The sequence below is a fragment of the Streptomyces sp. NPDC111520 genome, from assembly GCF_055635295.1.
In genome coordinates this window covers 368,160-392,817 of sequence record NZ_JBVKBW010000004.1, presented here as the reverse complement: position 1 = coordinate 392,817, position 24,658 = coordinate 368,160, and the positions used below count along the sequence as shown (strand labels likewise).

Here is a 24,658-nt window from a genome sequence, read left to right as displayed (position 1 = left end):
GATCTCGGGATGTCTCGGTTCGGGGGTCGAGGGTTCGGGGGTCGGGGCGGACGCACCGCCGGAGGGCGGCGGTGCGTCCGCGACGTGTCGGGTCAGGCCTTGCCGAACTTCTTGTCGATGAGCGCGAACAGCTCGTCGTCGCTGGCCTCTTCGATCTCGTCGGCCCCGGACTCGCCGGCCGTCCCACGGGCCTCGTTCCACTGGGCCAGCAGCGCTTGCAGACGCACCGCCACGCGCGCGTGCGCGGCGTCGTCCGCCGCTGCCTCGGACAGTTCCTCCGGGGTCAGCGAGGAGAAGGTGCTCTCCAGCCGGCCGATCTCCTCGAGTACCGACAGCCCGCGCTCGGCCGGCTCCGGGGCCATCTCCCCCAGGAGGTGTCCGGCGAGGGCCGCCGGGTTGGGGTAGTCGTAGACCAGGGTGGCCGGCAGTCGCAGGCCGCTGGCGGCGCTCAGGCGGTTGCGCAGCTCCACCGCCGTGAGCGAGTCGAAGCCGAGCTCCTTGAACGCCTGCCCGTCACCGACGAGATCGGCCGACCGGTACCCGAGGACGGCGGCCACCTGGGTACGCACCAGGTCCAGGACGGTCCGCTCCCGCTCCGCCGCGGGGAGCCCGCTGAGGCGCTCCGTCAGCGTGAGCTCGTCCGCACCACCGTCCGTGGCCGTGGCCGCCGCGCTCCCCGTAGCCTGCACCGTCCTGCGCGCGGGGGTGCGCACCAGGCCCCGGAACATCGGCAGGAGCGCGCCGTCCGCGGCCCTCGCCCGCAGCGTCGGCAGGTCGATGCCGACCGGTACGAGCACGGGTTCGCCCGCCGTGAGGGCCGCGTCGAGAAGCGCCAGGCCCTCCTCCGCAGACAGCGGCACGATGCCGCCGCGGGCGACCCTGCCCCGCTCCGCCTCGGTCAGCCGGCCCGCCATGCCGCGTTCCTCGGCCCACATGCCCCAGGCCAGGGACAGCGCGGGAAGACCGCTGCGGTCGCGGTGCCGGGCGAGGGCGTCGAGGAAGACGTTCGCCGCGGCGTAGTTGGCCTGTCCGGCGCCGCCGAGCGTGCCCGCGGCGGCCGAGAAGAGGACGAACGCCGACAGGTCGAGGTCCCGGGTCAGCTCGTGCAGGTGGAGGGCGGCCTCGGCCTTGGGCCGCAGCACCCGGTCCATCCGCTCCGGGGTGAGCAGGTCCACGATCCCGTCGTCCAGGACGCCCGCGGTGTGCACGACCGCCGTCAGCGGATGCTCGGCGGGTACGCCCGCCAGGACCGCGGCGAGCGCGTCACGGTCGGCCACGTCGCACGCCGCCCACGTCACCTCCGCGCCCGCGGCCCGCAGTTGCGCGGTGAGCTCGGGGGCGTGGTCCGCCGCCGCGCCGCGACGGCTCACCAGCAGCAGCCGCCGCGCTCCGTACGTCTCAACGACATGCCGGGCGACGAGCCCGGCCAGGCCGCCGCCGGCGCCGGTGATCAGGACGGTGCCCTCGGTGTCGAAGGGGCGAACGGCGCTGTCCGTGCCCGTCGCCTCGGTCCTGGCCAGGCGGGAGGCGAACACCGCTCCCCCGCGTACGGCGAGTTCGGGCTCCGTGGACGCGAGGGCGGCCGGCAGCGCCCGGCAGGAGGCGTCGGTCCCGTCGACGTCGACCAGGACGAAGCGGTCCGGGTTCTCCGTCTGCGCCGTACGCACCAGGCCCCACACCGGCGCCTGCGCCAGGTCCTCGGCCTCGCCGGCGCCTACGGCCACCGCGCCCCGGGTCACGACGACGAGCCGCGCCCCGGCGAACCTGCCGTTGCCCAGCCAGTCCTGTACCAGTTCCAGCGCCCGGTGCGCCGTGTCGCGCACCTCGCCCGCGAGGCGCGCGACGCCGTCGGCGGTGTCGATGCCGGCCTGCGCACCGGTCATCCCGGTCAGCGGCACGAGCACCGTCCCCGGCATCGTCCCGCCCGCCGCGACGGCCGCGTCGAGCGCCGCGAGGTCGGCGTACGTCTCCATGGCGACGCCGACCTGCTGCAGCGCGCCGGCGGAGTCCCCGACCACCGCGAAGGGGACGGCGCCCGCGGTCGGCGAACCGGTCGTCGGCACAGGGGTCCAGTCGAGCCGGAACAGCGACTCGCGGACACCCACCGGGGCCTGCGTGAACCGGGCGGGGTCGGGCCGCTCCGTCACCAGCGCGTCGACCGTGGCGATGGGCGCGCCCTTCAGGTCGGCCGCGACGACCGAGACGGTGTCCTCACCGGCCGGTGCAACGTGCAGCCGCAGGGCGTCCGCGCCGACGGCGTGCAGGTGCACGCCGCGCCACGCCACGGACGTCCGGCCCGTGCCGGCGGGGCCGGCCGCCAGCGCCTGCGAAGCGGCGTCGAGCAGCGCCGGGTGCAGCGCGTACCGCCCGGCCGACGCCTGCTGCTCCTGCGGCAGCCTGGCCTCGGCGAAGACCTCCCCGCCCCGCACCCAGGCCCGGGTCAGGGACCGGAAGGCGGGACCGTGGTACAGCTCGGCGCCCGACAGCCGCTCACGGACGTCGTCCACGGAGACCTGCTCCGCACCGGCGGGCGGCCACTGCGCCGCCCCTTCCTGGTCCGTGGTGACGGTCGTCGGCAGGTCCGTGACACCGGAGAGGAGACCGTCGGCGTGCCGGGTCCACTCCCCGTCCGCGCCTGCGCCCGTCCCGGTCGCCGCGTCGATCCGGCTGTACACCTGCACGGGACGCCGCCCCCGTTCGTCCGCGCCGCCCACGGTGACGCGCAGCTGCACGGCGCCCTTGTCGGGGAGGACCAGCGGCGCTTCCAGCGTCAGCTCCTCCACTCCGGCGCACCCGGCCTCGTCGCCGGCGCGCAGGGCCAGCTCGACGAAGGCCGCGCCGGGGAGGACGACCGTGTCGGCCACCACGTGGTCGGCGAGCCAGGGGTGCGTCCGGGTGGACAGCCGCCCGGTGAGGACGAAGCCGTCCGAGCCGGGCAGCTCGACCGCGGCCCCGAGCAGCGGGTGCCCGGCCGCGCCGATGCCGACCGATGCCACGTCCTCGTACTCGGGCAGGTACTCCGCCCAGTAGCGCTCGCGCTGGAACGCGTAGGTGGGCAGGTCGACGCGGCGGGCGCCGGTCCCGGCGAAGAACCGGGCCCAGTCGACGGTGACGCCGCGGGTGTGGGCATGCGCCAGGGCGGTCACGGCCGTCTCGGCCTCGGGGCGGCCCTTGCGCAGGACGGGAACGAAGGCGGCGCCCTCCCCGGTCACGCAGTCCTGGGCCATGGCGGAGAGCACGCCGTCCGGGCCCAGCTCCATGTAGGTGGTGACGCCTGCGGCCTCCAGCGCGCGGACGCCGTCCAGGAAGCGCACGGCCTCACGGACGTGCCGCACCCAGAACTCGGGCGACGTCACCTCGTCCGTCACCAGGGCACCGGTCAGGTTGGAGACCAGCGGAATGCGCGGGGCTCCGTAGGACAGCCCCTCGGCGACCTTCCGGAAGTCCGCGAGCATGGCGTCCATGTGCGGGGAGTGGAAGGCGTGGCTGACCGTCAGTCGCTTCGACTTGCGGTCCTCGAACGACGCCGCAATGCCGACCGCGGCGTCCTCGTCACCCGCGATGACCACCGACCGCGGGCCGTTGACCGCGGCGATGCTCACCCGCTCGTCCAACAGGGGTAGGACCTCGTCCTCAGCCGCTTCGAGGGCGATCATCACACCGCCACCCGGCAGCGCCTGCATCAACCGGCCACGCGCCGCGACCAGCGCGCACGCGTCCTCCAGCGAGAGCACCCCGGCCACATGCGCGGCGGCGAGCTCACCGATGGAGTGACCGGACAGGTAGTCCGGTCGCACACCCCACGACTCGACCAGCCGGAACACCGCCACCTCCACCGCGAACAACGCCGGCTGCGTGAACTCCGTGCGGTTCAGGACATCGGCGTCGTCCCCGAACAGCACGTCCTTGAGCGGCACTTCGAGATGCCGGTCCAGGTGCGCACACACCGCGTCCAGTGACCCGGCGAACACGGGGTACGTGTCATACAGCTCGCGCCCCATCCCGAGCCGCTGGCTGCCCTGCCCCGTGAACAGGAACGCCACTCGTTGTTCCGTGTCCGCCACGCCGCGGACCGCCTGCGCGGTGGAGTCCCCCGCCACCAGGGCGGCGAGTCCGTCCCCGAACGCCTCGCGGTGATCGGCGACGATCGCGGCACGGTGGTCAAGCGCCGCCCGTCCGGTCGCCAGCGCGAAGGCGACGTCGAGCGGACGCGACTCCCCGTGTGCGGCCAGATGGTCGCGCAGGCGTTCCGCCTGGTCGCGCAGGGCGGTCTCGGTCCTGCCGGACAGCACCCACACCGAAGGCGTCGCGGCGCTCTCCTCGTTCGTCCAGCCGGGCTCCGCGTCGGCGACCTGCGGGGCGGGCGGGGCCTGCTCCACGATGGTGTGCGCGTTGGTGCCGCTCACGCCGAACGACGAGATGCCGGCGCGGCGGGGGCGACCGGTGTCCGGCCACTCCCGCTGCTCGGTGAGCAGCGCGATCTCTCCGGCCGACCAGTCGACGTGCGGGGTCGGCTCGTCCACGTGCAGGGTCTGCGGCAGCACGCCGTGCTGCATCGCCAGCACCATCTTCATCACACCGGCCACACCGGCCGCGGCCTGCGTGTGGCCCATGTTGGACTTGATCGAGCCGAGCAGCAGCGGCTGCTCCGGCGAGCGCCCCTGACCGTAGGTGGCCAGTAGTGCCTGGGCCTCGATCGGGTCACCCAGGCGGGTGCCCGTGCCGTGCGCCTCGACCACGTCCACATCGGTGGCCGCAAGACCCGCGCTGGCCAGGGCCTGGCGGATCACCCGCTGCTGTGACGGGCCGTTCGGCGCCGTCAGGCCGTTGCTCGCACCGTCCTGGTTGACCGCCGAGCCCCGGACGAGAGCCAGTACCGGGTGGCCGTTGCGGCGCGCGTCCGACAGCCGCTCCACCAGCAGCATGCCGACGCCCTCGGCCCAGCCCGTACCGTCGGCGGCAGCGGCGAAGGCTTTGACCCGGCCGTCCGCCGCCAGACCGCGCTGGCGGCTGAACTCCACGAAGGCACCCGGCGTCGACATCACCGTCACGCCGCCGGCCAGGGCGAGCGAGCACTCGCCGTTGCGCAGCGCCTGCGCCGCGAGGTGCAGCGCCACCAAGGACGCGGAGCACGCCGTGTCGACCGTCACGGCCGGCCCCTCCAGACCGAAGACGTACGAGATACGGCCCGACACCACGCTCGCGGAGTTGCCGGTGCCGAGGAAACCCCCGTCACGATCAGCGGAGTTGAGCACGAGGGAGAGGTAGTCCTGACCGTTCGTGCCGACGAAGACGCCCGCCTGGCTCCCACGCAGCGAGGCCGGGTCGATCCCGGCCCGCTCGAACGCCTCCCACGACGTCTCCAGCAGCAGCCGCTGCTGCGGGTCCATGGCGACGGCTTCGCGCGGGGAGATCCCGAAGAAGCCGGGATCGAAGTCCGCCACGTCGTAGAGGAATCCGCCCTCCTGGGCGTACGGCGGCACCTCCTCGCCGGCCGTCTGCGAGCCGAAGAGCGCTTCCGCGTCCCAGCCGCGGTCCGCCGGGAACTCCCCGACCGCGTCCGTTCCGGTCGCCAGCAGGTGCCAGAGGTCCTCCGGGGTCCGGACGTCGCCCGGGAAGCGGCAGCTCATCGCCACGATCGCGATGGGGTCCTCGTCCACCGGTACGGAGGCGACGACCGGGCCCGGCACCACGGGCTGCGTGCCGAACAGCTCCCCTCGCAGGTAGTCGGCGAGGGCCGCCGACGTCGGGTAGTCGTAGACCAGGGTGGCCGGCAGGCGCATCCCGGTCGCCGCACCCAGGTGGTTGCGCAGCTCGACGGCGGTCAGCGAGTCGAAGCCCAGTTCCTTGAACGCCCGCTCCGCGCCGACGGTCTCCGTTCCGGCATGACCGAGGACCGCCGCCACCTCCCCGCGCACGAGGTCGAGCAGCGCCCGCTCCCGCTCCGGCTCGTTCAGCTTCCCGAGCCGTTCCGCGAGCGAGTCGGCACCGTGTGCCGCGTTCCCGTCGCCCCGGGCGTCCCCGGCCTCGCCGGTACGCGGGGCGAGGGCTCGCTGGACCTCGGGCAGATCGGCGAGGAGCATGCTGCCCCGGACGGAGGTGAAGCCGGGGGCGAACCGCTCCCAGTCGATGTCCGCGATGGCGACGGCGGCGTCCCCTGCCTCCAGCGCACGCCGCAGGGCCGAGATGGCACGAGCGGCGTCCATGGGAGGAATGCCGCCGCGGTGCATCCGGGCGGCCATCGCCTCGTCGGCCGCCATGCCGCCCTGGGCCCACGGACCCCACGCGATCGACGTCGCGGCCAGGCCGTCGGCCCGGCGCTGCTCGGCGAGGGCGTCGAGGTAGGCGTTGGCGGCCGCGTAGTTGCCCTGGCCGGCGGCGCCGATCGTGCCGCTCGTCGAGGAGAAGAGGACGAAGGCGTCGAGAGTGATGCCGAGTTCGGTCGTCAGCTCGTGCAGGTTGCGGGCGGACGTGGCCTTGGCTCGCAGGACGGTCTCGAGACGGTCCGGGGTCAGGGAGTCGAGGACGCCGTCGTCCAGGACGCCCGCCGTGTGGACGACTGCGGTCAGCGAGCCGGCGTGCTCGGCGAGCAGTGCCCGCAGCGCATAGCGGTCGGAGGCGTCACAGGCGACGACGGAGACGTCGACGCCCAGCTCGGCAACGAGTTCCGCGGCACCCGGCGCGTCCATGCCGCGCCGGCTGGTCAGCACCAGCCGCTCGGCACCCACACCCGCCAGCCACCGGGCGATATGACCACCGAGCGCGCCCGTGCCACCGGTCACGAGCACCGTGCCCGACGGGGCCCACGACGCCGTACCCTCCGGCAGCGCAGCGCGGACCAGCCGTCGCCCGAACACCCCGGAGGAGCGCACGGCCACCTGGTCCTCACCGGAGCCGGTCAGCACACCGACCACGCGCGAGAGCGCCCGCTCGTCCAGCACCTCGGGCAGGTCGATCAGACCGCCCCAGCGCTCCGGCACCTCCAGGGCGGCGACCCGACCCAGGCCCCACAGCTGAGCCTGCTCCGGCGAGGTCAGCCGGTCCGAACGGCCGACCGAAACGGCGCCTCGCGTCAGGCACCACAACCGGGCACCCACTCGGGCATCGCCGAGGGCCTGGATCAGACTCACCGTGTCGACGAGCCCCAGCAGCGAGATCACACCGGCGTACTCACCAGCGACGAGACCCGCGAGCGCCGCACGATCCGTGCCCGGCTCGACCTCGACCCGGCGCACCTGCGCACCACGCCCGGCCAGCGCGCCCACGACCGCTGCATCATCAGCGCCCCCGGTCGACACGACCACCAGCCACGACCCGGAAAGGCGCGCGCCGGGGGCCTCGGTCAGCGGCTTCCAGACTGCCCTGTAGCGCCAGCCGTCCACCTCCGACCGCTCCCGACCCTGCCGACGCCACGCCGACAACGCCGGAAGCACCTCACCCAGCGACGCATCGCCCGCGACGTCCAACTCCGCCAGCAGCGAGGCCAGGTCCTCGCGCTCGACGGCGTCCCAGAACCGGGAGTCGATGGTGTCCACGGTCCCGCCGCCGGACGCGTTAACGGTCAGTGCCGCCTCTGGCCAGTACCGCTTGCGCTGGAAGGCGTATGTCGGCAGATCGACAAGTCGTCCGCCAGCCCCGGCGAAGAATCCGGTCCAGTCCACCTCCACGCCTCGGACGTACGCTTGCGCGAGCGCCGTGACGGCGGTCTCCGCCTCGGGCCGACCCTTGCGCAGCACCGGGGCGAAAGCCGCGGCTACCTCGCCCGTCAAGCACTCCTGCGCCATCGCCGACAGCACACCGTCCGGGCCGAGCTCCAGGTAGGTCGTGACTCCTTCGGCCTCCAGCGTGCGGACGCCGTCGAGGAAGCGGACGGCCTCGCGGACGTGCCGCACCCAGAAGTCCGCCGAGGCCATCTCGTCGGTGACCACCGCGCCCGTCAGGTTGGAGACCACGGGGATGCGCGGGGCCTCGAGCGACAGCCCGGACACCAACTCGCGGAAGGCGTCGAGCATGCCGTCCATGTGCGGGGAGTGGAAGGCGTGGCTGACCGTCAGGCGCTTCGACTTGCGGTCCGGGAAGGACTCCACGATCGCCGTGGCGGCGTCTTCATCCCCCGCGATCACCACCGCCTGCGGACCGTTGACCGCAGCTATGCTCACGCGGTCGTTCAGCAGCGGCAGGACCTCGTCCTCCGACGCCTGCACCGCGATCATCACGCCACCGCCGGGCAGTTCCTGCATCAATCGCCCACGCGCCTCGACCAGCGCGCAGGCATCCTCCAGTGAGAAGACTCCCGCAACGTGCGCGGCGGCGATCTCACCGATGGAGTGGCCGGACACGAAGTCGGCCTTCACCCCCCAGGACTCCAGCAGCCGGAACAGTGCCACCTCGACGGCGAACAGCGCCGGCTGGGTGAACTCCGTCCGGTCCAGCGCCTCCGCGTCGTCCCCGAACAGAACGGTCTGCAGGGGCCGTTCGAGCTGGGTGTCGAGGTGGGCGCTGACCGCATCCAGGGCTTCGGCGAATGCCGGGTAGGTGTCGTAGAGCTGCCTGCCCATCTCCAGGCGCTGGCTGCCCTGGCCCGTGAACAGGAAGGCGAGCTTGCCCGCGACCGGGGATCCGGTCACCGTGCCGGGAGCGGGGCTTCCCTCGGCCAGCGCCTCAAGCGCCGCCAGCACATCCTCACGGCCCTGGGCGGTCACCACCACACGCCGTTCGAGAGCCGAACGGCCCGTCGTCAGCGTCCGCCCCACGTCGGACAGCCGCACCTCCGGAGCCCCGACCAACCGCGCACGAAGATTCCCGGCCTGCTCACGCAGGGCACTGTCACTCTTCGCCGAGAGCGCCAGGGGGAGGTACCGCTTCTCCTCGTCCTGCGGAGCGACCTGCTCCACGTCGTCGTTCAGCGGTGCCTGTTCGATGACGGTGTGGGCGTTGGTGCCGCTGAACCCGAACGACGAGATGCCCGCCCGACGCGGCCGTCCGGTCTCCGGCCACTCCTGCTGCTCGGTGAGCAGCGCGATGTCGCCCGCCGACCAGTCGACGTGCGGCGTCGGCGCGTCCACGTGCAGGGTCTGCGGCAGCACCCCGTGCTGCATCGCGAGCACCATCTTCATCACACCCGCGACACCGGCCGCGGCCTGCGTGTGACCGATGTTCGACTTGATCGAGCCCAGGAGTAGCGGCCGGTCCTCGGGCCTGTTCTGACCGTAGGTGGCCAGCAGCGCCTGCGCCTCGATCGGGTCGCCCAGCCGGGTGCCGGTGCCGTGCGCCTCGACCGCGTCCACATCGGTGGCCGACAGGCCGGCGCTCGCCAGGGCCTGGCGGATCACGCGCTGCTGCGACGGGCCGTTCGGCGCCGTCAGACCGTTGCTCGCCCCGTCCTGGTTGATCGCCGAACCCCGCACCAACGCCAGCACCGGGTGACCGTTGCGCCGGGCGTCCGAGAGTCGCTCGACCAGCAGCAGACCAACACCCTCACCCCACCCCGTGCCATCAGCGGCGGCGGCGAACGCCTTGACCCGGCCGTCCTCCGCCAAGCCGCGCTGCCGGCTGAACTCCACAAAGGTGCCCGGCGTCGACATCACCGTCACGCCACCGGCCAGCGCCAGCGAACACTCACCATTACGCAGCGCCTGCACCGCCCAGTGCAACGCCACCAACGACGCCGAACACGCCGTGTCGACCGTCACCGCCGGGCCTTCCAGCCCGAACACATACGACAGCCGACCCGACACGACGCTGGCCGCGTTGCCGGTCCCGAGGTGGCCTTCCAGGCCCTCGGAATCCTCCAGCAGCACCGACAGGTAGTCCTGGCCGTTCGTGCCGACGAACACACCGGTCTGACTGCCCTGCAGCGTCACAGGATCAATGCCGGCCCGCTCGAACGCCTCCCACGACGTCTCCAACAGCATCCGCTGCTGCGGATCCATCGCCAGCGCCTCACGCGGCGAGATCCCGAAGAAGTCCGCATCGAAGTCAGCCGCGTCATAAACGAAGCCGCCCTCACGCGCATACGACGTCCCCTGCGCACCAGGATCAGCGTCATACAACCCCGCGACATCCCAGCCACGGTCCAACGGCAACCCCGAAACAGCATCCGTCCCCGACGCCAGCAACTGCCACAGATCCTCCGGAGAACGCACACCACCCGGGAACCGGCAACTCATCGCCACGATCGCGATCGGATCATCATCCGCAACGATCACCGCCGGCAGATCCGCATCCGCAACACGGACCGTCCCCAGCACCTCACCCCGCAGATAATCCGCCAGCGCAGCAGACGTCGGATAGTCGTAGACCAACGTCGCCGGCAACCGCAGCTCCGTCGCCGCACCCAACCGATTACGCAGTTCGACGGCCGTCAGCGAGTCAAAGCCCAGCTCCTTGAACGCCCGACCCGCCTCGACATCCCCCACACCCCCATGCCCCAGAACCTCGGCAACCAGACGCCGCACCAACTCCAGGACAAACGGGGCACGATCGCCCTCCGCCATCCCCCGCAACCGCACAGCAAACGACGAACCGACCGCCTGAGAGGACTCATCCGTGCCCTCTTCAACGCGGGCGACCGCCATCGCCTCCGGCAGCTCGGCAAGGAGCCTGCTGGGACGCGCGGACGTGAATCCAGGAGCAAAGCGCTCCCAGTCCATGTCCGCGACGGCAACGACGGTGTCCTTGGCACCCACCGCGCGGTGCAGGGCGGTCACCGCCGTCGCCGCGTTCATCGGGGAGACCCCGCCACGGCGCATCCGGGCGGCCATCGCCTCGTCGGCCGCCATGCCACCCTCGGCCCACGGACCCCACGCGATCGACGTCGCCGCCAGACCATCCGCACGACGCTGCTCGGCAAGAGCGTCCAGGAAGGCGTTCGCGGCAGCGTAATTGCCCTGACCCGCGGCTCCCCATACACCGGCGGCAGAAGAGAAGAGGACAAAGGCGGCGAGGGTGATGCCCAGCTCGTTCGTCAGCTCGTGCAGGTTGAGCGCCGACGTGGCCTTCGCCCGAAGAACACCGCCGATGCGCTCCGGCGTCAGGGCATCCAGCACGCCGTCGTCCAGGACGCCCGCCGTGTGGACGACAGCGGTCAGCGAGCCGGCGTGCTCGGCGAGCAGCGCCCGCAGGGCCTCCCGGTCGGAGGCATCACACGCCACAACGGAGACGTCAACGCCCAGCTCCGCCACCAGCTCAGCCGCACCCGGCGCGTCCATGCCGCGCCGGCTGGTCAGGACCAACCGCTCGGCACCAGCCTCGGCCAGCCACCGCGCAACCTGGCCACCCAGCGCGCCCGTGCCGCCGGTGACCAGGACTGTGCCCGAGGGGATCCACGACGCCGTGCCCTCCGGCAGCGCAGCGCGGACCAGCCGCCGCCCGAACACCCCGGACGACCGAACCGCCACCTGGTCCTCGACGGAGCCGGCCAGGATCCCGACCACACGCGACAGCGCACGCTCATCCAGCAGCTCAGGGAGATCGATCAGACCGCCCCAACGCTCCGGAACCTCCAGGGCGGCCACCCGGCCGAGACCCCACAGCTGAGCCTGGACCGGCGAGGTCAACCTGTCCGACCGGCCGACCGACACCGCACCCCGCGTCAGACACCACAACGAGGCATCCACCTGGGCATCGCCCAGCGCCTGCAGCAGCGAGACCGACTCCACAAGCCCGAGCAGCGACACGACACCCGCGTACTCACCGGCAACCAGACCCGCCAGCGTCCCGCGATCCATACCCGGCTCGACCGCGACCCGGCGCACCTCCGCGCCTCGATCCGCCAGTGCGTCCGCCACCAGCGAGTCGTCCCCGGTCGGCACGACCACCAGCCACGACCCGGACAGACGAGCACCGGAAGCCTCGGCCAGCGGCTTCCACACCACCCGGTACCGCCAGCCGTCCACCTCCGACCGCTCACGACCCTGCCGACGCCACGCCGACAGACCAGGCAGGACGCTCGCCCAAGCAGTGTCGTCATCGGCACCGAGGGTGGTGACCAGTGACGTGAGGTCCTCGCGCTCGACGGCGTCCCAGAAGCGGGCGTCCACGGTGTCCACGGCACCACCGGCCAGAGCGTTCCCCGGGAGCGCCGCCTCCGGCCAGTACCGCTTTCGCTGGAAGGGATACGTCGGCAGGTCCGGCCGCCGCGTACCGGTCCCGGCGAAGAACTTCCGCCAGTCGACCTCGATACCCCGGACGTGCGCCTGCGCCAGAGCCGAAACAGCCGTTTCCGCCTCCGGACGGCCCTTGCGCAGCACCGGAACGAAGATCGCGCCCTCGCCCGTCACGCACTCCTGCGCCATCGCCGACAGCACACCGTCCGGACCCAGCTCCACGAACGTGCTGACCCCGGCCGCTTCCAGCGCACGGACACCGTCCAGGAAGCGCACAGCCTCACGGACGTGCCGCACCCAGAAGTCGGGCGAGGCCATCTCGTCGGTGACCACGGCACCCGTCAGGTTGGAGACCACGGGGATACGCGGGGCCTCGAACGAAAGCCCCACCACGACCTCACGGAAGGCGTCCAGCATGCCGTCCATGTGCGGCGAGTGGAACGCGTGACTGACCTGCAGCCGCTTCGACTTCCGTCCCTCGAAGCGCGCGACGACCGCGACCGCCGCGTCCTCGTCACCGGCGATGACCACCGACGAAGGGCCATTGACCGCGGCGATGCTCACGCGGTCGTTCAGCAGCGGCAGGACCTCGTCCTCCGAGGCCTGCAGCGCGATCATCACACCGCCACCCGGCAGCGCCTGCATCAACCGCCCACGAGCGGCGACCAGCGCGCACGCGTCCTCCAGCGACAGCACCCCGGCCACATGGGCAGCGGCGATCTCGCCGATGGAGTGGCCGGACAGGAAGTCGGGCCTCACGCCCCACGACTCAACCAGCCGGAACAGTGCCACTTCGACGGCGAACAGCGCCGGCTGGGTGAACTCCGTCCGGTCCAGAACCGCGGTGTCCTCCCCGAAGAGCACGTCCCTCAGCGGCACATCAAGGTGCGCATCCATATGCGCACAGACCACGTCCAGGGCGTCCGCGAAGGCCGGGTACGCGCCGTACAGCTCACGCCCCATCCCCAACCGCTGGCTGCCCTGGCCTGTGAACAGGAAGGCGAGCTTGCCCGCGACCGGGGATCCGGTCACCGTGCCGGGAGCGGGGGCGCCCTCGGCCAGCGCCTCAAGCGCGGCCAGTACGTCGTCACGGCCCTGTGCCGTCACCACCACACGACGTTCGAGAGCCGAGCGGCCCGTCGTCAGCGTTCGCCCCACGTCGGACAGCCGCACCTCCGGAGCCGCAACGAGCCGGTCCCGGAGATTCGCCGCCTGCTCATGCAGGGCGATGTCGGTCTTCGCGGACAGTGCCAGCGGCAGGAACGGCAGTTCTTCGATGGGCAGTTCCGAGTCATCGAGCTCGGCGGCCTCCGGTGCCTGTTCGATGACGGTGTGGGCGTTGGTGCCGCTGAACCCGAACGACGAGATACCCGCTCGACGGGGCCGTCCGGTCTCCGGCCACTCCTGCTGCTTGGTGAGCAGCGCGATGTCACCCGCCGTCCAGTCCACGTGCGGGGTCGGCTCGTCCACGTGCAGGGTCTGCGGCAGCACCCCGTGCTGCATCGCGAGCACCATCTTCATCACACCCGCGACACCGGCCGCGGCCTGCGTGTGACCGATGTTCGACTTGATCGAGCCGAGCAGCAGCGGCCGGTCCTCGGGCCTGTTCTGACCGTAGGTGGCCAGCAGCGCCTGCGCCTCGATCGGGTCACCCAGCCGGGTGCCGGTGCCGTGCGCCTCGACCGCGTCCACGTCAGTGGCCGCCAGCCCGGCGCTCGCCAGGGCCTGGCGGATCACGCGCTGCTGCGACGGGCCGTTCGGCGCCGTCAGACCGTTGCTCGCACCGTCCTGGTTGATCGCCGAACCCCGCACCAACGCCAACACCGGGTGACCGTTGCGCCGCGCGTCCGACAGCCGCTCGACCAGCAGCAGGCCGACACCTTCACCCCAGCCCGTGCCATCAGCGGCAGCGGCGAACGCCTTGACCCGGCCGTCCTCCGCCAGACCACGCTGACGGCTGAACTCCACAAAGGTGCCGGGCGTCGACATCACCGTCACACCACCGGCCAGCGCCAGCGAACACTCGCCATTGCGCAGGGCCTGCACCGCCCAGTGCAACGCCACCAGCGAGGCAGAACACGCCGTGTCGACCGTCACCGCCGGGCCCTCGAGGCCGAAGGTGTAGGAGATGCGACCCGAGACCACGCTCGCCGCGTTGCCCGTGCCCAAGTGGCCTTCCAGGCCTTCGGAATCCTCCAGCAGCACCGACAGGTAGTCCTGGCCGTTCGTGCCGACGAACACACCGGTCTGACTGCCCTGCAGAGAAGCCGGGTCTATGCCGGCCCGCTCGAACGCCTCCCACGACGTCTCCAACAGCATCCGCTGCTGCGGATCCATCGCCAGCGCCTCACGCGGCGAGATCCCGAAGAAGTCCGCATCGAAGTCAGCCGCGTCATAAACGAAGCCACCCTCACGCGCATACGACGTGCCCTGCGCACCAGGATCAGCGTCATACAACCCCGCGACATCCCAGCCACGGTCCAACGGCAACCCCGAAACAGCATCCGTCCCCGACGCCAGCAACTGCCACAGGTCCTCGGGGCTCCGCACACCACCCGGGAACCGGCAACTCATCGCCACAATCGCGATCGGATCATCATCCGCAACGATCACCGCCGGCAGATCCGCATCCGCAACACGGACCGTCCCCAGCAACTCACCCCGCAGATACTCCGCCAGCGCAGCCGACGTCGGATAGTCGTAGACCAACGTCGCCGGCAACCGCAGCTCCGTCGCCGCACCCAACCGATTACGCAGCTCCACCGCCGTCAGCGAGTCAAAACCCAACTCCTTGAACGCCCGACCCGCCTCGACATCACCGACACCCCCATGCCCCAGAACCTCGGCAACCAGCCGACGCACCAACTCCAGCACAAACGGCGCACGGTCGCCCTCAGACATCCCCCGCAACCGCACAGCAAACGACGAACCAGCAGAATCGGAGCCGTCGTTCGCATTCTCCTTGTGCGCAACGATGGCCGTCTCTTGGAGCTCCACGAGCAGCCTGCTGGGACGCGCAGACGTGAAACCGGCCGCAAAACGCTCCCAGTCGAAGTCGGCGATCAGGAGGGCCGCCTCAGCAGATCCGGCGGCCTGGTGCATCGCCACCATGGCCAGGTCTGCCCGCATCGGCGGAACCCCACCACGGCGCATCCGGGCGGCCATCGCCTCGTCGGCCGCCATGCCGCCCTCGGCCCACGGACCCCACGCGATCGACGTCGCCACCAGACCATCCGCACGCCGCTGCTCGGCAAGAGCGTCCAGGAAGGCGTTCGCGGCAGCGTAATTGCCCTGCCCGGCGGCGCCGATCGTGCCGCTCATCGACGAGAACAGGACGAAGGCGTCAAGCTCCACGCCGAGTTCAGTCGTCAGCTCGTGCAGGTTGAGGGCGGAGGTAGCCTTGGCCCGCAGGACGGTCTCGAGACGGTCCGGGGTCAGCGAGTCGAGGACGCCGTCGTCCAGGACGCCAGCGGTGTGGACGACTGCGGTCAGCGAGTCGGCGTGCTCGGCAAGCACGGCGCGCAGCGCTTCGCGGTCAGCGGCGTCACACGCGATGACAGAGACCTCGACGCCCAGCTCCGCAACCAACTCGGCAGCACCGGGCGCCTCCATGCCGCGCCGACTGGTCAGGACCAGGCGCTCGACACCAGCCTCCGCCAGCCACCGCGCGACACGACTACCCAGCGCGCCCGTGCCGCCCGTGACCAGCACCGTGCCCGACGGCGACCACGACCCAGCCCCCTCCGGCAGCACAGCCCGAACCAGCCGTCGCCCGAACACACCGGACGACCGAACCGCCACCTGGTCCTCGACGGAGCCGGCCAGGATCCCGACCACACGCGACAGCGCACGCTCATCCAGCAGCTCAGGGAGATCGATCAGACCGCCCCAACGCTCCGGCACCTCCAGCGCCGCCACCCGGCCCAGACCCCAGACCTGCGCCTGCCCCGACGACACCAGCCGATCCGACCGGCCAACCGAGACAGCGCCTCGCGTCAGACACCACAGCGGTGCATCCACCCTGGCATCGCCCAGCGCCTGGATCAGACCCGTCGTGTCGACGAGCCCCAGCACCGAGACCACACCCGCGTACTCACCGGCAACCAGACCCGCCAGCGTCCCGCGATCCATACCCGGTTCGACCTCGACCCGGCGCACCTCCGCACCACGCCCCACCAGCGCATCCACCACGGGTGCGTCGTCCGCGCCCCCGGCCGGCACGACCACCAGCCACGACCCGGACAGACGGGCGGCGGAAGCCTCGGCCAGCGGCTTCCACACCACCCGGTACCGCCAGCCGTCCACCTCCGACCGCTCCAGGCCCTGCCGACGCCACGCCGACAACGCCGGAAGCACCTCACCCAGCGACGCATCACCGGAGACGTCCAACTCGGCGGCCAGGGAGTCCAAGTCCTCGCGTTCGACCGCATCCCAGAACCTGGCGTCCACCGCGCTCGCCTGATCCGGCGCTGTGGCCTGCGGGGCCGCCCAGAGCACGGTCTCCGGCCAGAACCTCCGCCGCTGGAAGGCATACGTCGGCAGGTCCACGCGCCGCGTGCCAGTGCCAGCAAAGTACCCGGCCCAGTCCACCGCCACGCCCCGCGTGTACGCCTGCGCGAGAGCCGTGACGGCCGTCTCAGCCTCCGGACGGCCCTTGCGCAGCACCGGAACGAAGACCGCGCCCTCGCCCGTCACCCACTCCTGCGCCATCGCCGACAGCACACCGTCCGGACCCAGCTCCACAAACGTGCCGACCCCGGCAGCCTCCAAGGCACGGACACCGTCCAGGAAGCGAACGCCCTCACGGACGTGCCGCACCCAGAAGTCGGGCGAGGACATCTCATCCGCTACGACCGCACCGGTGAGATTCGAGACAACCGGGATGCGCGGAGCCTCGAACGAAAGCCCCGCCACCACCTCACGGAACGCGTCCAGCATCCCGTCCATGTGCGGGGAGTGGAAGGCATGACTGACCGTCAGCCGCTTCGACTTCCGGTCCCCGAGAGAATCCACGATCGCGACCGCGGCATCCTCATCACCCGCGATCACCACCGCCTGCGGACCGTTGACCGCGGCGATGCTCACCCGCTCGGTGAGCAGCGGCAGAACCTCGTCCTCCGAAGCCTGCACCGCGATCATCACGCCACCCGTCGGCAGCGCCTGCATCAACCGCCCACGAGCCTCGACCAGCGTGCACGCATCGTCCAGCGACAGCACCCCGGCGACATGGGCCGCGGCGATCTCGCCGATGGAGTGACCGGACACGAAGTCCGGGCGCACTCCCCAGCTCTCCAGCAGCCGGAACAAGGCAACTTCCACCGCGAACAACGCCGGCTGCGCGAACTCCGTCCGGTCCAACGCCTCCGCGTCCTCACCGAACAGCACATCCAGCCCAAGCCGCTCACGCACCGCGTCCAACGCCCGTGCGAACACCGGATAGGCGTCGTACAGCTCACGCCCCATCCCCAGCCGCTGGCTCCCCTGCCCCGTGAACAGGAAGGCGAGCGCGCCGGTCGTCACGGCGCCGTGCACCAGGCCCGGTGCGTGGTCGCCGCGGGCCAGGGCGGTGAGGGCGTCGAGTCGGGCGGCCGGGTCCCCGGCGACAACGACGGCACGGTGTTCCAGGGCGGCGCGGCTGGTGGCGAGGGAGTAGGCGAAGTCGAGCTCGCCCGTGTCCGCGATGCCGGCGGCCGTCGGGTGCAGGCGCTCGGCCTGGGCACGCAAGGCGTCCGCCGTCCGGCCGGAGACGAGCCAGGGCACGACGGGCAGGTCGCGGGCCGGCTCCTGCTGGGCGGGCACGACGACATCAGGCGCCTGCTCGATGATCGCGTGGGCGTTGGTGCCGCTGTAGCCGAAGGAGGAGATGCCGGCGCGGCGCGGGCGGCCGGTCTCCGGCCACTGGACCGCCTCCGTCAGCAGGGCGATGTCTCCCGCCGACCAGTCGACGTACGGCGTCGGCTCGTTCACGTACAGGGTGCGGGGCAGGACGCCGTGGCTCATCGCCATGACCATCTTGATGACGCCGGCGGCTCCGGCGACGGCCTGGGTGTGGCCGATGTTCGACTTCACGGAGCCGAGCCACACCGGCCGGCCGTCGGGGCGGCCCTGGCCGTACGTCGCGAGCAGGGCCTGGGCCTCGATCGGGTCGCCCAGGGTCGTGCCGGTGCCGTGGGCCTCCACCGCGTCGACCTCCGTGGCCGACAGGCCGGCGTCGGCGAGGGCTTCCCGGATGACGCGCTGCTGGGACGGACCGTTCGGCGCCGTGAGGCCGTTGCTCGCGCCGTCCTGGTTGACGGCCGAGCCGCGCATCACAGCGAGCACCGGGTGCCCGTTGGCGCGCGCGTCGGACAGGCGCTCGACGAGGAGCAGGGCGACGCCCTCGGACCAGCTCGTGCCGTCGGCCGAGGCGTCGAACGCCTTGATGCGGCCGTCGGCGGCCAGGCCGCGCTGGCGGCTGAACTCGGTGAACGCGCCCGGGGTGGACATGATGGTGACGGCGCCGGCCAGTGCCATCGAGCAGTCGCCGCGGCGCAGTGCCTGCGCCGCCAGGTGCAGGGTGACCAGGGACGACGAGCAGGCGGTGTCGATGGTGACGGCCGGGCCCTCGAGGCCGAAGGTGTAGGAGATGCGGCCGGAGACGACGCTGGCCGCGTTGCCGGTCCCGAGGTGGCCTTCGAGGCCGTCGGCGTCGTTGAGCCACAGGTGCAGGTAGTCCTGGGCGTTGGAGCCGACGAAGACGCCGGTGCGGCTGCCGCGCAGCGTGGTGGGGTCGATGCCGGCGCGCTCGAACGTCTCCCAGGTGGTCTCCAGCAGCAGCCGCTGCTGCGGGTCCATGGAGAGCGCCTCGCGCGGCGAGACGCCGAAGAAGTCGGCGTCGAACTCGGCGGCGTCGTGGAGGAAGCCGCCTTCGCGGGCGTAGCTGGTGCCCTCGCTGTCGGGGTCGTCACTGTAGAGGTGGTCGAGGTCCCAGCCGCGGTCGGCGGGGAAACCGGTGATGCCGTCGCGCCCGTCGGCCAGGAGCTCCCACAGGTCCTCGGGGGACGTGACGCCGCCGGGGAAGCGGCAGCTCATCGCGACGATGGCGATGGGGTCGTCGTCCGCGCCGGTCCGCGTCGTCCCGGCGCGCGAGCCGGCCTGCGCCGGGTCGCCGGCCCGGTGGGTGGTGATGGAGGCCCCGTCCGTCAGGTCGCCGACGACTTCCTCGCGCAGGAAGCCGGCGAGCGCGGTGGCGGTCGGGTAGTCGAAGACGAGGGTGGCGGGCAGGCGTCGGCCGGTGGCGGCGCCGAGCAGGTTGCGCAGTTCGACCGCCGTGAGGGAGTCGAAGCCGAGCTCCTTGAACGAGCGTCCGGGCTCGACGGAGGCCGGTCCGGGGTAGCCGAGGGCGGTGGCGACCTGCTTGCGTACGAGGTCGAGCAGGGCGCGGTCGCGTTCGGCCGGGGCGAGCCCCGCGAGCCGCTGCCGGAGGCCGTCCTCTCCCGCGGTGCCGGTGGTGGCGGCTGCCCGGCGGGCGGGCACCCGGACGAGGCCGCGCAGGAGCGGCGACAGGGCGCCGGACCCGGCCTGGTTGCGCAGGGCGGCCAGGTCGGCGTGCATGAGGACGGGAGTCGCCTCGTCGACGCGGTGCGCGAGGTCGAAGAGTTCCAGGCCTTCCGCGGTGGTCAGCGGGGGCAGGCCCGTGCGCCGCATGCGGCTGATGTCGGCCTCGTCCAGGGTGCCGGCCATGCCCGCGCCGCCGGTCGCGTCGTCGGCGTCGCCGGCCCACAGGGCCCAGGCCATGGAGGTGGCGGGGAGGCCCTGGGCGCGCCGGTGGTGGGCGAGGGCGTCGAGGAAGACGTTGGCGGCCGCGTAGTTGCCCTGGCCGGGGCCGCCGAAGACGCCGCCGATGGAGGAGAAGAGGACGAAGGCCGAGAGGTCGAGGTCCCGGGTGAGGTCGTGCAGGTTGAGCGCCGCGTCCGCCTTGGGACGCAGGACGGCGGAGAGCCGCTCCGGGGTGAGGGACGTGATGACACCGTCGTCGAGCACGCCCGCGGTGTGGACGACCGCGCCGAGCGGGTGTGCGGCGGGGATGCCGCGCAGCACGTCCGCGAGCGCTTCGAGGTCGGCGACGTCGCACGCCGCCCAGGTGACGGTGGCGCCCAGCGCGGTCAGTTCGTCCCGCAGCCGCTCGGCCTCCGGGGTGGTACCGCCCCGGCGTCCCACGAGCAGCAGGTGGCGTACGCCGTGCTCGGTGACGAGGCGGCGCGCGACCAGGCCGCCGAGCATGCCGCCCGCGCCGGTGATGAGCACGGTCCTGTCGGGTGCGTACGCGGTGACGGCGGCGTCGCCGTCGTCGTCCCGGCGGGCGGCCCGGGCCAGCCGCAGGGCGTGCACGGAGCCCGCGCGCAGGGCGAGTTGGGGTTCGTCCGCCGCGAGGGCCGCGTCGAGGGCGTACGGCAGGGCGCGGGCGGAGTCCTCGTGTCCGTCGGTGTCGACGAGCAGCAGGCGGTCGGGGTACTCGGACTGCGCGGAGCGCAGCAGGCCGACGACGGCGGCGTGCACGGGGTCGGCGCTCCCGGCGCCGTCGCCCGTGGCGATCGCGCCCTGGGTGACGACGACCAGACGGCAGCCGGCGAAGGCCTCGCCCGCGAAGGGCTCCGCCGCGCACCACGCCTGGGCGAGCGCGAGCGCGTCGTGGGTGGCAGCGTGCACGGCCGGGGCCGACAACTCCTCCGCCGGGCCGTATCCGACGACCACGGCGTCCGGCACGGGCGCCCCGGCTTCGACGGCCGCGGCGAGGGCGGCGAGGTCCGCGTGCACGCCGATCTCGCCGGGCAGCGCAGCCGGCAGCGAGGCGACAGCGGCGGCCCCGCCCACGACGGCCCAACGGCGCGGCTCGGAGGCGCTGTCGGGGGTACCCGGCAGCGGGGTCCACTCGGCACGGAACACCGACTCGTGGTGGGCGGCGCGGGCGGCCCGCACCTGCTCGGCGGAGACGGTGCGCAGCACGAGGGCGTCCACGGTGGCGACGGGCGCACCGGAGGTGTCGGCGATCTCCAGCCGCACGCCGTCCGTCCCCGCCGGTGCGAGCCGGACGCGCACGGCCTCCACGCCCGCGGCGTGCAGGGTCACGCCCGTCCAGGAGAACGGGAGGCGTCCTTCGCCGTCGTTGCCGCCGAGCCCGCCGAGGCCGAGCGCGTGCAGGCAGGCGTCGAGCAGGGCGGGGTGCAGGCCGAAGTCCCGGGCCGCCGTGGCGTTCCCCTCGGGCAGTTCGACCTCGACGTAGACGCTCTGCCCGTCCCGCCACGCGGCCGTCAGCCCGCGGAAGACGGGGCCGTAGGCCATGCCGAGCGCGGACAGCTCCGCGTACAGGTTCTCCGTCGGAACGGCCTCGGCGCCCGCCGGAGGCCACTGGGCGAACTCGAAGTCCGGGCGTGCCGCGCCCTGGGCGAGGACGCCGTCGGCGTGCCGCACCCACGATTCGTCGGCCGCGCCGCCTTCGGCGCGGGAGGAGAGCGTGAAGGTGCGCCGACCCGTGCCGTCCGCGTCCGGCGCGGACACGTGGATCTGCACCTGCACGCCGCCCCGCTCGGACAGCACGAGGGGTGCCTGGAGGGTGAGTTCCTCCAGTACGTCACAGCCGACCTGGTCACCGGCGCGTACGGCCAGCTCGACGAAGGCCGTACCGGGCAGGAGCACGGAGCCCATGACGGCGTGGTCGGCGAGCCACGGGTGCGTGTCGAGCGAGAGGCGGCCGGTGAAGAGGAAGCCGTCGGAGTCGGCGAGCGCCACGGTGGCGCCCAGCAGGGGATGGCCCACGGCCTCGAGGCCGACGGCGCGCAGGTCCCCCGCGCCGCGGCCCGACTCGATCCAGTAGCGCTGCCGCTGGAAGGCGTAGGTGGGCAGGTCGACGCGGCGGGCGCCGGTCCCGGCGAAGTACCCGGCCCAGTCCACCGGCACCCCGCGGACGTGGGCGTGGGCGAGCGCGGTGGTGACGGTCTCGGCCTCGGGCCGGTCCCTGCGCAGGACGGGAACGAAGGCCGCGCCCTCGCCGGTCACGCACTCCTGCGCCATCGCCGACAGCACGCCGTCCGGGCCGAGTTCGACGTACGTGGTGACGCCTGCGGTCTCCAGCGCGCGCACACCGTCGAGGAAACGCACGGCCTCCCGCACATGCCGCACCCAGAAGTCCGCCGACGCCATCTCGTCGGTGACGAGAGCGCCGGTCAGGTTCGAGACGACCGCGATGCGCGGGGCTTCGAAGGAGAGCCCCGCCACGACCTCTCGGAATGCCTCCAGCATCCCGTCCATGTGCGGCGAGTGGAACGCGTGACTGACCGTCAGCCGCTTCGACTTCCGGTCCCCGAGGGAATCCACGATCGCGACAGCGGCATCCTCGTCACCGGCGATGACAACCGACGAAGGCCCGTTCACGGCCGCGATGCTCACGCGCTCGTTCAGCAGCGGCAGAACCTCGTCCTCCGACGCCTGCACCGCGATCATCACGCCACCGGTCGGAAGCGCCTGCATCAAACGGCCACGCGCCTCAACCAGCGTGCACGCGTCCTCAAGGGACAGCACCCCGGCCACATGTGCGGCCGCGATCTCACCCACCGAATGCCCGGACAGGAAGTCCGGCTTCGCGCCCCAGCTCTCCAGCAGCCGGAACAGCGCCACCTCCACCGCGAACAACGCAGGCTGCGCGAACTCCGTCCGGTCCAGCGCCTCCGCGTCGTCCCCGAACAGCACGTCCAGCCCGAGCCGTTCACGCACCGCGTCCAGCGCTTCCGCGAAGGCGGGGTACGTGTCGTACAACTCACGCCCCATCCCCAGCCGCTGGCTGCCCTGCCCCGTGAACAGGAACGCCACCTTGCCGGCGACGGGCGAGCCCGTCACCACGCCCGGCGCGGCTTCGCCCTCGGACAGGGCGGCGAGGCCGGACAGCAGGCCGGCGCGGTCCTCGGCGACGACGACGGCGCGGTCCTCGAAGGCGGCACGGGTCGTGGCCAGGGCGTGCGCGACGTCCACCGCGCGTGACCCGGAGTTCTCCTCGACGTACGCGTGGAGGCGGCGGGCCTGCTCGCGCAGCGCGTCGCGTCCCTTCGCCGAGAGCAGCACCGGCACCGCGCCCCCGAAGGCGGCGGGTGCCGGGGCGTCCGGCTCCTCGGGCTCCGGAGCCTGCTCGATGATGGTGTGCACGTTGGTGCCGCTGACGCCGAAGGCCGAGACGCCGACGCGGCGCGGGCGGCCGGTCTCCGGCCAGTCCACGGCGTCGGTGAGCAGGGACACGGCGCCCGACGACCAGTCGACGTGCGAGGTCGGCCGGTCGACGTGGAGGGTGCGGGGCAGTACGCCGTGCCGCATCGCCATGACCATCTTGATGATGCCCGCGACACCCGCGGCGTTCTGGGTGTGGCCGATGTTGGACTTGAGGGAGCCCAGGAGCAGTGGCCGGTCCTCGGGCCGCTCCTGGCCGTAGGTGGCGAGGAGGGCCTGCGCCTCGATGGGGTCGCCGAGTGTCGTGCCGGTGCCGTGGGCCTCGACGGCGTCGATGTCGGCGGGGGTCAGGCGGGCGTTCTCGAGGGCCTGGCGGATGACGCGCTGCTGGGACGGGCCGTTGGGCGCCGTCAGTCCGTTGCTGGCGCCGTCCTGGTTGACGGCGGAACCACGTACCACCGCCAGCACCGGGTGGCCGTTGCGGAGCGCGTCGGACAGGCGCTCGACGAGGAGCACGCCGACGCCCTCGGACCATCCGGTGCCGTCGGCCGCTTCCGCGAAGGACCTGCAGCGCCCGTCGGGGGACAGTCCGCGCTGGCGGCTGAACTCGACGAAGACGTCGGGGCCGGCGAGCACGGTGACGCCGGCGGCCAGGGCCAGGGAGCACTCGCCCTGGCGGAGCGCCTGGACGGCCATGTGCAGGGCGACGGAGGAGGACGAGCACGCCGTGTCGATGGTGGCGGCCGGGCCTTCGAGGCCGAAGACGTAGGCGAGGCGGCCGGAGACGACGCTGGAGGCGGTGCCGGTGAGGAGGTGGCCCTCCACGCCGTCGGGGAGGTCCCCGGCGCCGGCGCCGTACGCGTTGGCGGAGGCGCCCACGAAGACGCCCGCACGGCTGCCGCGCAGGGTGGCCGGGTCAATGCCGGCCCGCTCGAACGCCTCCCAGGTGACCTCCAGCAGCAGGCGCTGCTGCGGGTCCATGGCGAGCGCCTCGCGCGGCGAGATCCCGAAGAACGCGGGGTCGAAGTCGCCCGCGTCGTGGAGGAAGCCGCCGTGGCGGGCGTAAGTGGTGCCCTCGTGGTCGGGGTCCGGGTCGTACAGCGACTCGATGTCCCAGCCCCGGTCGACGGGGAAGCCGGTGATGCCGTCGCCGCCGGTGTCGACGAGGTTCCACAGGTCCTCGGGCGAGCGGACGCCGCCGGGGAAGCGGCAGCCCATGGCGACGATGGCGATCGGCTCGCGCGAGGCGTCGGTCAGCTCCCGGTTCCGGCGGCGCAGCCGCTCGGTCTCCTTCAGGGATGCCCGCAGCGCTTCAACGACTTTTTCGTTCGGGGTGGTCATCACATACTCCGCACTTC

The 24,658-nt window shown here is 72.6% G+C and carries 1 protein-coding gene; it reads right to left on the bottom strand.

What is annotated here, in order from left to right; genetic code table 11:
- Nucleotides 1-92 precede the first annotated feature (92 nt).
- Nucleotides 93-24,641 carry a type I polyketide synthase gene (locus ACZ7MY_RS11800; protein WP_499601208.1) on the bottom strand — a complete coding sequence of 8,183 codons (24,549 nt, stop codon included), beginning with the start codon at nt 24,639-24,641 and terminating at the stop codon, nt 93-95.
- Nucleotides 24,642-24,658 lie beyond the last annotated feature (17 nt).

Bases quoted from the DNA above. Each gene is read 5' to 3' on its own strand.
- ACZ7MY_RS11800 (WP_499601208.1), bottom strand. From the start codon at position 24,641: ATGACCACCCCGAACGAAAAAGTCGTTGAAGCGCTGCGGGCATCCCTG.